This is a genomic window from Kitasatospora sp. NPDC056327, assembly GCF_042261735.1.
Classification (GTDB): Bacteria; Actinomycetota; Actinomycetes; order Streptomycetales; family Streptomycetaceae; genus Kitasatospora.
In genome coordinates, this window is record NZ_JBHJRC010000262.1 from 1 (window position 1) to 11,741 (window position 11,741).

The following is an 11,741-nucleotide window of genomic DNA, read 5'->3' on the forward strand; positions in this document are numbered from 1 at the left end:
GGCCCGGGCCCGGGGGCCCGGCGGGCCCGGACGACCTGCTGGAGCTGCTGACCGAGGCCCGGGGCGAGGACGGCGAACGGCTCGATCCGGCGGAGCTGCGCGACCAGGTGCTGATCTTCCTGCTCGCCGGGCACGAGACGACGGCGACCTCGCTGGCGTTCGCGCTGTACCTGCTGGCCAAGCACCCCGAGCAGCGGCGCCGGGCCCAGCTGGAGGCGGACGCGGTGCTGGGCGGCCGGGAGCCGGTGGCCGCCGACCTGGACGCGCTGCCGTACCTGACCAGGGTGCTGAAGGAGACCATGCGGCTCTACCCGGCCGCCTCGCAGATGGGGCGCCGCTCGGTGGCCGAGTCGGTGATCGACGGGCACGTGATCCCGGCCGGCGCCCAGGTGATCCTGGCCCCGTGGGTGACGCACCGGCACCCCGGTCACTGGACGGACCCGGACCGCTTCGACCCGGACCGCTTCCTGCCCGAGCGGGAGAAGGCGCGCCACCGGTACGCCTGGTACCCGTTCGGGGGCGGGCCGCGGGCCTGCATCGGGCAGCACTTCTCGATGCTGGAGGCGGTGCTGGCGCTGGGTTCGCTGCTGCGGGAGTTCGACCTGGAGGCGGTCGACCGGGGGGTGCGGCTGGGGCAGGGCATCACGCTCCAGGTGCGGAGCCCGATGCGGGTCCGGCTGACAGCGCGCGGCTGACGGCTGACGGCTGACGGGGGCGAGGGCTGGGTGGCCGGCGGCGGTGGTGGTGCGGCCCCGCGGCCGCACACCTCCTCGGCCCGGCCGCCGTGCGGCTGCCCGGGCGGGCCGTGCGGCGATGCTCCCGCGCCGGTGCTCTCCGCGCGCCGCGGTGGGCACCACCCGCCGCGCTGTTGACGCGGTGGGATGTCCTCACCGCACCGGAGCGGCTGCGCTCGGCGCCGGAGTCCGTCCGACCAGCGGCGGGCACCCCGCCGGTACCGGCGAACGACTGACCGGCGGTGCGTCGGCGATCTATGATGTGACGGGCGTCACCGGCCGGCGGCCGGTGGGTGCCGGCAGGCCTTCGGGGTGGCGATTTCCGGGGGGAGCGGCATGGCTGTCGCGGCAGGCTGTCAGGGCGGACCGGAACCGGGAACCCGGCCGGGGCCCGGAGCGGCGGAGTTCGACCGGGTGTTCACGGAACTGCTGCCCCGGCTCCACCGGGCGGCGGCACGGCTGCTCGGGAGCCCGTCCGGGGCGGGGGACGTCGTGCACGAGGCGTACCTGCGGATCGCCCGGCGCCCCGACCGCTTCCTCGGTCACCCGCAGCCCTACGCCTACGCCTTCACCACCATGGTCAACGTGGTGCGCGACGAGTGGCGGCGCGACCGCCGCCGGGCGCTGCCCCTCGACGCCGCGGACGAGACCGAGGCCGCGGCCGGCGACGGGGTGACCGAACTGCAGGCGCACTGGGAGGTGGTCCGGCTGCTGCGCTGCCTGACGGCCAAGCAGGCCCGGGCGGTGCTGCTGGTCGACCTGGACGGGTACGGCCTGGAGGAGGCCGCGGCCCTGCTCGGCGTGCACCGCTCCACCCTGGCCCTCACCCGGCGGCGGGCGCTGGAACGGCTGCGGGTCCTGCTCGAACGCGAGCGCGGGGCGCCGCCCGCGCCCCGCGCCGCGGCCGGGCCGCCGTCCGTGCCCCGCCCCCCGGCCGGGCCGCCGCCGCCCCTTCCCGACGCACCGGACTGACGGCCTGTCAGCTCCCGCCCGGTCGCGCCCGTACGCTGAACCGTGATCACGTACGAGGAGCACCGGCTCCGCTCGCTGGCCGACGAGGGCCGTTGGATCGAACTGCTGGGCGCCTACCGGCAGGCCCGTGCCGCCGCCGTCGCGCTCGACCTGTCGGAGGGCGGCGCGGGCGGCGGCGCGGCGCACGAGCGGGCCGCCGTGGCGACCGCCCCGCTCGGCCATCTGATCGCGTACGCCGCGCCGCCCGAGGTGGCCGCCCGGCTGTTCGACCGGGACGGCGGGCCCGGCACCGCCGCCGGTGCGCGCGACCACGACGCCGGGCCGCTCTGGGAGGTGCTGGCGACCCGGCACTGCTGGCGGCGGCTCGCCCCGCTGCTCGGTCCGCCCCCGGTGCGCCGGCTGGTCGCGCAGACCCGGGTGCTGCTCGGCGAGGACCTGGCCCGGGACGCGGAGCCGGACCCGGAGGGCGTCCCGCTGCTGCTGGAACCCTGGGAGGCGGTGGGCCGGGCCGAGCGCTCACCGGTGCGCGAGTACCTGCGGGACGGCGGTTCGCGCAGCGCCCTGCTGACCCTGCCGGCCAGCCGGGAGGGGCTGGCCCCGGTGGAGCTGCCCGCCCCCGGCGCCCCGCTGCCCGGACAGCCGGCCACCCGGGCGCTGGCCGAACTGGCGGGCTGGGCACGGGCGGTCTGCGTCCGGGGGCCGGCGCCGCGCGCCGCCGCGCAGCTCGCTCCCGGGCGGCGGGTGACCGGCGGGTACCTGCCGTTCGCGCTCGTCTGGCCGGCGCTGGTGCAGGCAGGCGTCGCCGACCGGGCGCACGGCGCGGCCCACGGGCGGCTGGCGCTGTGGCGGGTGCTGACGGCGATGACCGGGGTGGACGGGCCGCCCGCGGCGGTCCGGGCGGAGGTGGAGGCGCTGATCGCGCGGATGCGCTGCTTCACCTGGGAGGACCCGGCGGACCGGCTGCGCCACCTGCACCTCGCGCTGGAGGATCCGGCGACCGGTCTGAGCTGGGCGGTCAGCGGCTCCGAGGACGTCTGAACGGGTCCTGGGAGGTCCGTCCGGGTCCGGCGGCGGCCGGGCCCGGACGCGGTGAACCCCCGGTCCGGCGCCTTTTCCGGGGGGTTGGGCGGGGCGCCGGACCGGGGGAGTCGAGGGGTGCTGCGGGTGGCTCAGGCAGCGGTGGCCGCCGGGGCCACCGCCGCGGGTGCGGCCGGCGCGGTGGCCCCGGGGACCGCCGCCGGCCCGGCGGCCGGACCGGTGCGGGCGTCCACCAGGGTGCGCTCGTCGAAGGGCACCTCGCCCGCCAGGACCTTCCGGGCCCGCTCGCGGTCGAAGTCCCCGGTCCACTGCCCGATCAGCACGGTGGCGACGGCGTTCCCGGCGAAGTTGGTCAGCGCCCGGGCCTCGGACATGAACCGGTCGATGCCGACGATCAGCCCGACCCCGTCCACCAGCGCGGGCTTGTGCGACTGCAGCCCGCCCGCAAGGGTGGCCAGGCCGGCACCGGTGACCCCGGCCGCGCCCTTGCTCGCGATCACCATGAAGACCAGCAGCGACAACTGCTCGCCCACCGACATCGGCCTGTCCAGCGCCTCCGAGACGAAGATCGAGGCCATGGTGAGGTAGATCGCGGTCCCGTCCAGGTTGAAGCTGTAGCCGGTCGGGACGGTGATGCCGACCACCGGGCGGCCGACGCCCAGGTGCTCCATCTTGGCGATCAGCCGGGGCAGCGCGCTCTCCGAGGAGGAGGTGGAGAGGATCAGCAGGAACTCGCGGCCCAGGTAGCGCAGCAGGGCGAGGACGCCGACGCCCGTGACCAGTCGCAGCAGGGTGCCGAGCACCACGAGGACGAACAGCGCGCAGGTCAGGTAGAAGCCGATCATGATGACGGCCAGGCTCCTCAGCGCGGCCGTGCCGGTCGCGCCGACGACCGCCGCCATCGCCCCGAACGCGCCGACCGGCGCCAGCCACATGATCATCGCCATGATCCGGAAGACCAGCCGCTGCACGTGCTCGACGCCGCGCAGCACCGGGGCGCCGGCCGGGCCCATCGCCTGGAGGGCGAAGCCGGCGAGCAGCGCGACCAGCAGGGTCTGCAGCACCTTGCCCTCGGTGAGGGCGGAGGGCAGCGAGGTCGGGATCGTGCCGAGCAGGAAGTCGGTGGTGGACTGCGCGCCGCCGGCCTCCGCCTGGGCGTGGCCGGACCTGGCGAGCGCGGCGGTCAGGTGGAGGCCGCCGCCGGGCTCCAGCAGGTTGCCCACCAGCAGGCCGAGGGCGAGCGCGACCGTCGACATTGCGAGGAAGTAGCCGAGCGCCAGGCCGCCGACCCGGCCGACCTTGGCCGCCTTGGTCACCGAGCCGATGCCGAGCACGATGGTGCAGAAGATGACCGGGCTGATCATCATCTTGATGAGATTGACGAAGCCCGTGCCGACCGGCTTCAGCCCCATCGCGAACTCCGGTGCCGCCAGGCCCGTCACGACGCCCGCGACCACCGCCGCGATGACGGCGAGGTACAGGTGGTGCGTGCGGTCCTTCGCCCCCGCGCCCGCCGGCGCTGCTGCTCCGGTGATCGACATCCGCGGCTCCTTCCCCTGCTGCGTCCGCGGGCGCCGGCGTGGGGGTGCGCGGCCCTGCGGTCCCGGTGGCCCCGGGTGGTGGGCCGCTCCGACTATGGCGTCCGGGCGTGACGCGGGTCACGCTTGCGTTCATAGAGTTCACGCCGCGGCCCCGGCGTCCGGGGCGTACCGGGCCGCGGGGGCCGTGGTGCACACTGACAGGCATGTCCGCGCGTACCCTCCTCCCGCCGCGCCGGCTGGTCCGCAGCCTGGCCGGACAGCTCTTCGTCGTCCAGGTCGTCATCGTCGCCGCCGTGGTGGCCGGCGGGGCGGTGCTCGCCTACCTGTTCACCGCCGACCGCACCGAGGACGCGGCCCGCCGCCAGGTCACCGCCGTCGCCCGGGCGGTGGCCGCCTCGCCGTCCGTGCGCGCCGCCGTCGCCGGGCCCGACCCGACGGCCGTGCTGCAGCCCTACGCCGAGCAGGTGCGGATCGGCACCGGGATCTCCTTCGTCACCGTGATGGACACTGCGGGCATCCGCTGGACCCACCCGCTGCCCGAGCAGATCGGGCGCCCCTTCCTCGGCCACATCGACCGGGCGCTCGCCGGGGAGACCCGCAGCGAGACCTACACCGGCACGCTCGGCCCCTCGGTGCGGGTGGTCACCCCGGTGCTGGACGAGCGGCGCCGGGTGGTCGCCCTGGTCAGCGCGGGCATCACCGTGCAGTCCATCTCGGCGCAGCTGCGCGGGCCGCTGCTCGCCCTGGTCGGCGTCGCGGCCGGGGCGCTGGCGGTCGGCGGGATCGGCACCTACCTCGCCAACTCCCGGCTGCGGCGGCACACCCACGGCATGGGGCCGGCCGAGCTCGGCCACCTCCACGAGTACCACCAGGCCACCCTGCACGCCGTCCGGGAGGGGCTGGTGCTGCTCGACCGCGACCACCGGGTGGTGCTCTGCAACGACGCGGCGCGTGAACTCCTCGGCCTGGAAGGGGCGGTGGAGGGCCGGCCGGTCGCCGACCTGGGGCTGCCGCAGGCGCTGCTGGCGGCCGTGTCGGGGGCCGGGCCGGTGCGTGACGAGGTGCACCTGACCGCCGAGCGCGTGGTGGTGCTCAACACCTCCACCATCGGCACCGGGCTCGGCCGGGTCCTCACCCTGCGCGACCACACCGAACTCCAGGCGCTCAGCGGTGAACTGGACTCGGTGCGCGGATTCACCGAGGCGCTCGGCGCGCAGGCGCACGAGGCCGCCAACCGGCTGCACGCCGTCGTCTCGCTGGTCGAACTCGGCCGCCACCGCGAGGCGGTGGAGTTCGCCACCGCCGAACTCGCGCTGGCCCAGCGGCTCACCGACCGGGTGGTGGCCGCCGTCGGCGAGCCGGTGCTGGCCGCCCTGCTGCTCGGCAAGGCCGCCCAGGCCGCCGAGCGGGGTGTGGAGCTGACGCTCACCCCGGACAGCTCGATCGACGACGGGGTGCTGCCGCCCGGCCTGAGCGCGCGCGACCTGATCACCGTCCTCGGCAACCTGATCGACAACGCCGTGGACGCCGCGATCGCCGGCGCCGCCGGGAACCCCGAACCGCCGGAGGTCACCGTCACCGCCCGGATCGACGGCGGGCACCTGCTGCTGCGGGTCGCCGACACCGGCGCCGGCATCGAACCGGGCGCGGTGGACGACGTGTTCCGGCGCGGCTGGAGCACCAAGCAGGACGGACGCGGCCACGGACTCGGGCTGGCCCTGGTCGCCCAGGCCGTCCGGCGCAACGGCGGCTCCGTCGAGGTCGGCCGGGAGCGCGGGGCGGTGCTCACCGTCCGCCTTCCGCTGGCCCGGCCGGCCCGGCGGGCCAGCGGAAGCGCCGACGGACACCGGAGCCCGGCGGTGGCCCCGTGAGCGGCGCGCCGCCGGCCGGACGCGCCGAGATCTCCGTCCTGGTCGTCGAGGACGACCCGGTGGCCGCCGCCGCCCACGCCCTCTACGTCGAACGCGAACCGGGCTTCCGGGCGGCGGGCACCGTGCACGGCTGCGCGCAGACGCTGCACTTCCTGGACCGCGCCCGGGCCGCCGGGAGCCCCGTCGACCTGCTGCTGCTCGACCTCCACCTGCCCGACGGGCACGGCCTCCGGCTGTGCCGCACGCTGCGCGCCGCCGGGCACGGCGCCGACGTCATCGCCGTCACCTCCGCCCGCGACCTCGCGATGGTCCGTCAGGCGGTATCCGCCGGCGTCGTGCAGTACCTGCTCAAGCCGTTCGCCGCCGCCGCGCTGCACGACCGCCTGGAGCGCTACGCCCGCTACCGGGACACCCTCGCCCGGACCGGGCAGGTCACCGGGCAGGACGAGGTCGACCAGGCGCTCGCGCTGCTCCGCTCGCCCGAACGCACCGCCCTGCCGAAGGGGTTGAGCGCCCCGACGCTGGACGCGGTGGCCGGGGTGCTGCGGGCGGCCCGGACCGGCCTGTCCGCCGCCGCCACCGGTACGGCCGCGGGCGTCTCGCGGATCACCGCCCGCCGCTACCTGGAACACCTCGTGGACTCCGGCCTCGCCGCACGCGAGCCCCGGTACGGCACCGTCGGCCGCCCCGAGCTCTGCTACCGCTGGACGGGTGACGGGTGACGGGCAACGGCCGGCGGGCCGATCGGTCGCGGCGCCGGACGATCCGCCGGCCGGGTGAACTCCGCTGCCGTACAAGCCCGTTCGGGTGCGTTCTTGAGTGCCCGTGGATGTGCGCCCGGCAGGGCTCGATCACCTGACGGCGCGTCGGTCCGGACCGACGGACCCCCGGGTCACCGCTTGGACGGGTCACCCCCGGACGGGGTGCGCTCGGCGAGGACGAGGTAGCGCTCGTCGACGTCGGTGTAGGAGGTGAGGCGCCAGCCGGCCGCGGCGAGCAGGGGGCGCAGGCGGGGTTCGGCGCGCAGGTCGTCCGGGGTGAGCGCACGGCCGTGGCGGGCGGCCAGGGCGGCGCGGCCGACGGGGTGGAACAGCGCGAGCCGGGCGCCGGGGCGGGCGACCCGGGCGAGTTCGCCCAGGGCGCGGGCCGGTTCGGGCAGGTGGGAGATCAGCCCGGCGGCGAAGACGGCGTCCAGCGCGGCGTCCGGCAGCGGGAGCCGGGCGCAGTCGGCGAGCAGCAGGGCGGCGGCGCCGGTGTGGCGGGCGGCGGCCTCGTGCAGCATCTCGGGCGTCACATCGGCGCCGAGAACCCGCCCCGACGGGCCCACCGCGGCGCGCAGCGGCGGCAGGGCACGGCCGGTGCCGCAGCCCGCGTCGAGCACCGAGTCGCCCGCGCGCAGGGCGAGTTCGGAGACGGCGGCGGCGTACCGGGGGCCGTCGTCGGGGAACCGGGCGTCCCAGTCGGCGGCGCGGACGGCGAAGAACTCGCGGGTGCGGGCCAGTTCGGCGGCGTACGCGTCGTCGGGGCCGGTGCCGTCGGCGGGGCCGGCGGCGGCGGACCGGGGGGAGGGCGGGGGCGAGGGGGACATGCGGCGAGGGTAGCGCGGGCGGCCGGGCGCCGGGCCGTGACCCCGGGACGGCCCGCTCGTTGGGGAAACGGGCCGGTTGTCACTCGCACGGGTGGTTCCGGCGCCCCCCGCGGCTCCGGGCGCCGCCGGAGAAGTAAGGTTAGGCTAACCTAATTTTCTTGGGAGCCCGCCTTGACGCTCGCCGCTGAGCCCGCCACCGGTCCGACCGTCCCCGTCCCCGCCGCCGCCCCCGGAGCCGCGTCCGGAAGCGCCCCCGGAACCGCCGCCCCCGCCGCCGTGCTGCGGCGCCAGCGCGTCCGCGAGTCCGCCGCCCGCACCTACGCGCGCTCGTTCCCGATCGTCCCGGTGCGCGCCCACGGCATGACCGTCGAGGGCGCCGACGGCCGCCGCTACCTCGACTGCCTCTCCGGCGCCGGCACCCTCGCGCTCGGCCACAACCACCCCGTGGTCCTGGAGGCGATCCGCCGCACCCTCGACAGCGGCGCCCCGCTCCACCTGCTCGACCTCGCCACCGCCGAGAAGGACGACTTCACCACCGCGCTGTTCGAGAGCCTGCCCCCGGCCTTCGCCGACGGCGCCCGGGTGCACTTCTGCGGCCCCGCCGGGACGGACGCCGTCGAGGCCGCGCTCAAGCTGATGCAGACCGCCACCGGCCGGGCCGGCGCCCTCGCCTTCACCGGGGCCTACCACGGCATGACCGCCGGCGCCCTCGCGCTGACCGGCAACGTCGCGGTCAAGGAGCCGCTGCCCGGCGGCGGCGAGGTGGTCCGGCTGCCCTACCCGTACGGCTACCGCTGCCCGTTCGGGGTCGGCGGGAGCGCGGGCGCCGGTCTCTCCGCCACCTACGCCGAGCGGCTGCTCGACGACCCGGCCGGCGGCGTCGTGCCGCCCGCCGCGATGATCCTGGAGGCCGTCCAGGGCGAGGGCGGCGTCGTCCCGGCGCCCGACGACTGGTTGCGCGCGATGCGCCGGATCACCGCCGAGCGGGGCATCCCGCTGATCGTCGACGAGGTGCAGACCGGCGTCGGCCGCACCGGTGCGATGTGGGCGGTCGAGCACAGCGGGATCCTGCCCGACGCGATGGTGCTCTCCAAGGCGATCGGCGGCAGTCTGCCGCTCGCGGTCGTCGTCTACCGCGAGGAGTACGACGGCTGGCGGCCCGGCGCCCACACCGGCACCTTCCGCGGCAACACCCTCGCCATGGCGGCCGGCGCCGCCACCCTGCGGTACGTCGCCGCCAACGGGCTGGCCGCCCGCGCGGCCGAGGTGGGCGGGCGGCTGACCGAACGGCTGCGCGCGCTGGCCGGCGAGCTCCCGGTGATCGGCGAGGTGCGCGGGCGCGGACTGATGATCGGTGTGGAACTCGTCGACCCGGCGGCGGAGCCGGACGCCTGCGGAGCCCGGCCGGCCGCGCCCGCACTCGCGGTCCGGGTCCGGGAGGCCTGCCTGGCGCGCGGGCTGATCGTCGAACTCGGCGGCCGGCACGACGCCGTGCTGCGGCTGTTGCCCCCGCTCACCGTCACGGACGAGCAGGCGGCCGCGGTGTTCGACCGGCTCGCCGATGCCGTCGCGGCCGCCGCGTCCTCCCCGGAGGACCGGACCGCCGCGGGCGCGCGGTGAACGGGGGCGCGGCGAACGGGAGCGGACCCGACGGCACCGGACCCGGCCGGGACGGGGCGGACGGGAACGGCCCGACCGGTGCCGGGAACCCGGGCGACCCGCTCGACGCCCCGGCGGACGCGCTCTCCGGCGGTGCCGGCGGCCCCGCCGCGCTCGGCCCGCTGCTCGCCACCGTCCTCGACGCCCTGGAGAGCGGCGCCACCCGCCGGGGCGGCCCGCTGCCCACCGGCCGCCCCGCCGACCTCGCCGCCGGGGTCGACGAGGCGCTCGCCGCCGCGACCGGCCCCGGCGCGCTCGCCCGCCTCACCGAACTCCTCGCCCACGGCGCCGCCGACCCCGCCGACCCGTACTGCGCCGCCCACCTGCACGCCCCGCCGCTCGCCGTGGCCGCCGCCGCCGACCTCGCCGTCAGCGCCCTCAACCCCTCCCAGGACTCCTGGGACCAGGCCCCCGCCGCCACCGCGCTGGAGACCGCGCTGCTCGCCGAACTCGCGGGCCTGGTCGGCTACGACCCGGCCCGGGCCGCCGGCGTGTTCACCTCCGGCGGCACCGAGTCCAACCTGATGGGCCTGATGCTCGCCCGCGACCAGCGGCTCGACGGCATCGTCGAACTCGACGGCCTGCTCGCGCTGCCCGCCGGAGCCCGGCCCCGGATCTTCGCCTCCCGGGCCGCCCACTTCTCCGTCCAGCGGGCCGCCGCCCTGCTCGGCCTCGGCGAACGGGCCGTCGTCGCGGTCGACGTCGACCGCGAGCTGCGGATGGACCCGGCCGCGCTCGAACGCGCCCTGGCCGAGGCGAGCTGGGCCGGCCGCACCCCGGTCGCCGTGGTCGCCACCGCCGGCACCACCGACACCGGCGCCGTCGACCCGCTGCCCGCCGTCGCCGACCTCGCCGCCCGCTACGGGGCCTGGCTCCACGTCGACGCCGCGTACGGCGGCGGCGCGCTGCTCTCCGACCGGCTCGCCCCGCTGCTCACCGGCGTCGAACGGGCCGACTCCGTGGCACTGGACTGGCACAAGCTCGGCTGGCAGCCCGCTCCCGCCGGGGTCTTCCTGGTCCGCCGCGCGGAGACCTACGTCTCGCTCGCCCGCCGGGCCGCGTACCTCAACCCTGCCGACGACGAACGGGCCGGCTACCCGAGCCTGCTGGGCCTCTCGCTGCGCACCACCCGGCGGGCGGACGCCTTCAAACTCGCCGTCACCCTGCGCACCCTCGGCCGGGCCGGGCTCGGCCGGCTCGTGGACGCCTGCCACGACCTCGCCCTGACCGCCGCCGCGGTGGTCCGGGCCGAGCCGGAACTCGAACTGCACGCCGAACCGGTGCTCACCGCGCTGCTGTTCCGCTACCGCCCGCCCGGGGCGGCGGCCGGGGACCCGGCGGCCGGGGACCCGGCGACCCTCGACCGGGTCAACGCGGAGCTGCGCCGGGCGCTGCTGCGCACCGGCCGCGCGGTGGTCGGCCGCACCGAACTGCCCGGCGAGGGCCCGGGCCGGGTCCGGCTCAAACTGACCCTGCTCAACCCGCACAGCACGCCGGAGGAGGTCGCCGGGCTGCTCGGCGAGGTGGTCGTGGCCGGCCGGGAGGCGTGGAGCGCGGCCCGCTGACCGGCCCGCCGCCCGGGGCGCGGTCAGACGGCCCCGGTGGGGGTGGGCACGGCCGCCCGCAGGTGGTAGTCCACCCCCACCGAGAAGCCCGGCCGTCCGGACTCGCCCCGGAGCGTCAGCTCGTGGTTCCCGGGGGTCAGCGGTTCCAGCCGCACCCAGAGACCGCACGACCAGGTGTTGTCCGAGTCCGTGACGGTCGCCCCGAAGGCGTTTCCGGCGACGCTGACCAGCTTGATCCGGGTGGCACCGAGCGGCTCGACGGGCAGCGGGGCGCCGTCCAGCGTGGCGGAGCCCCCGGCCCGGTCCATGAAGGCCTCGCAGTCGGCGGCCTCGCCGACGATCGTCACCAGCGGGAACAGGACCGGGAGGCCGAGCGGGACGGCGCAGGTCCGCTCGACGGTGTCCCCGCCGGTCGTCCCGGCCAGGTACCAGATGTCCTCGTGCTGGCGCTCGGCGCACCAGCGGCCGTCCGGGTCGGCCACCGGGCTGCGGCCCGCCCGGCTGCCCGCGGCCCAGTTCCACCAGCCGTACTGCACCTCTGCCGAGGTCAGCGCGCGCACCGCGAGCGGCGGGCGCGGCGACTCGGCCGGCTCGTCGGCCGCCGTGGTGGGGACGGCCGGTGCGGAGGCCGCGGAGCCGGGGCCGGACGCGGAGGTACAGGCCGTGGTGAGGAGGAGCGCGCCGAGGAGCAGCGCGGCCGGTCGTCGTGAAGTCATGATCGCGAAGTGTAGGAGCGCCTCGGCGGATCCGCGCCCCCGGATCTGACGATCACC

At 77.4% G+C, this 11,741-nt stretch carries 10 protein-coding genes; 7 read left to right on the forward strand and 3 right to left on the reverse strand.

Annotated features, from left to right (window positions below):
* From ACFCX4_RS28550 to ACFCX4_RS28560, 3 genes are all read left to right on the forward strand, one after another.
* On the forward strand, nucleotides 1–695 hold a 695-nt coding region (locus ACFCX4_RS28550; protein ID WP_376148361.1), incomplete at its 5' end, for a cytochrome P450.
* Nucleotides 696–1,148: 453 nt separating this feature from the next.
* The gene (locus tag ACFCX4_RS28555; RefSeq protein WP_376148364.1) at nucleotides 1,149–1,706 is read left to right on the forward strand and encodes an RNA polymerase sigma factor; all 558 of its coding nucleotides are present in this window, start codon (nucleotides 1,149–1,151) and stop codon (nucleotides 1,704–1,706) included.
* Between the two features lie 42 nt (nucleotides 1,707–1,748).
* On the forward strand, nucleotides 1,749–2,744 hold the full coding sequence (locus tag ACFCX4_RS28560) for a hypothetical protein (RefSeq protein WP_376148367.1): 996 nt from the start codon (nucleotides 1,749–1,751) through the stop codon (nucleotides 2,742–2,744).
* A gap of 131 nt (nucleotides 2,745–2,875) precedes the next feature.
* Here ACFCX4_RS28560 and ACFCX4_RS28565 read toward each other — a convergent pair whose 3' ends face one another.
* The gene (locus tag ACFCX4_RS28565) at nucleotides 2,876–4,285 is read right to left on the reverse strand and encodes a cation:dicarboxylate symporter family transporter (protein ID WP_376148370.1); all 1,410 of its coding nucleotides are present in this window, start codon (nucleotides 4,283–4,285) and stop codon (nucleotides 2,876–2,878) included.
* A gap of 203 nt (nucleotides 4,286–4,488) precedes the next feature.
* Between ACFCX4_RS28565 and ACFCX4_RS28570 the strand changes: the two genes are divergently transcribed.
* Both ACFCX4_RS28570 and ACFCX4_RS28575 read left to right on the forward strand, forming a co-directional pair.
* A complete protein-coding gene (locus ACFCX4_RS28570) occupies nucleotides 4,489–6,156 on the forward strand; it encodes an ATP-binding protein (protein ID WP_376148373.1) in 1,668 nt (555 codons plus the stop codon).
* Nucleotides 6,153–6,878 carry a response regulator gene (locus ACFCX4_RS28575; RefSeq protein ID WP_376148376.1) on the forward strand — a complete coding sequence of 242 codons (726 nt, stop codon included), beginning with the start codon at nucleotides 6,153–6,155 and terminating at the stop codon, nucleotides 6,876–6,878. The genes ACFCX4_RS28570 and ACFCX4_RS28575 overlap by 4 nt, the downstream gene beginning before the upstream one ends.
* Nucleotides 6,879–7,048: 170 nt before the next feature.
* Here ACFCX4_RS28575 and ACFCX4_RS28580 read toward each other — a convergent pair whose 3' ends face one another.
* Nucleotides 7,049–7,744 carry a class I SAM-dependent methyltransferase gene (locus tag ACFCX4_RS28580; RefSeq protein WP_376148379.1) on the reverse strand — a complete coding sequence of 232 codons (696 nt, stop codon included), beginning with the start codon at nucleotides 7,742–7,744 and terminating at the stop codon, nucleotides 7,049–7,051.
* Between the two features lie 171 nt (nucleotides 7,745–7,915).
* Between ACFCX4_RS28580 and ACFCX4_RS28585 the strand changes: the two genes are divergently transcribed.
* Both ACFCX4_RS28585 and ACFCX4_RS28590 read left to right on the forward strand, forming a co-directional pair.
* On the forward strand, nucleotides 7,916–9,364 hold the full coding sequence (locus tag ACFCX4_RS28585) for a diaminobutyrate--2-oxoglutarate transaminase family protein (RefSeq protein WP_376148381.1): 1,449 nt from the start codon (nucleotides 7,916–7,918) through the stop codon (nucleotides 9,362–9,364).
* Between the two features lie 161 nt (nucleotides 9,365–9,525).
* Entirely contained in the window at nucleotides 9,526–10,968 is a 1,443-nt protein-coding gene (locus ACFCX4_RS28590; protein WP_376148388.1) for a pyridoxal phosphate-dependent decarboxylase family protein, read from the forward strand.
* Nucleotides 10,969–10,991: 23 nt separating this feature from the next.
* Here the strand turns inward: ACFCX4_RS28590 and ACFCX4_RS28595 are convergent, their stop codons facing one another.
* The gene (locus ACFCX4_RS28595; RefSeq protein ID WP_376148384.1) at nucleotides 10,992–11,684 is read right to left on the reverse strand and encodes a signal protein; all 693 of its coding nucleotides are present in this window, start codon (nucleotides 11,682–11,684) and stop codon (nucleotides 10,992–10,994) included.
* Nucleotides 11,685–11,741: the final 57 nt, after the last annotated feature.

Bases quoted from the DNA above. Each gene is read 5' to 3' on its own strand.
- ACFCX4_RS28595 (WP_376148384.1), bottom strand. From the start codon at position 11,684: ATGACTTCACGACGACCGGCCGCGCTGCTCCTCGGCGCGCTCCTCCTC.
- ACFCX4_RS28565 (WP_376148370.1), bottom strand. From the start codon at position 4,285: ATGTCGATCACCGGAGCAGCAGCGCCGGCGGGCGCGGGGGCGAAGGAC.
- ACFCX4_RS28580 (WP_376148379.1), bottom strand. From the start codon at position 7,744: ATGTCCCCCTCGCCCCCGCCCTCCCCCCGGTCCGCCGCCGCCGGCCCC.
- ACFCX4_RS28570 (WP_376148373.1), top strand. From the start codon at position 4,489: ATGTCCGCGCGTACCCTCCTCCCGCCGCGCCGGCTGGTCCGCAGCCTG.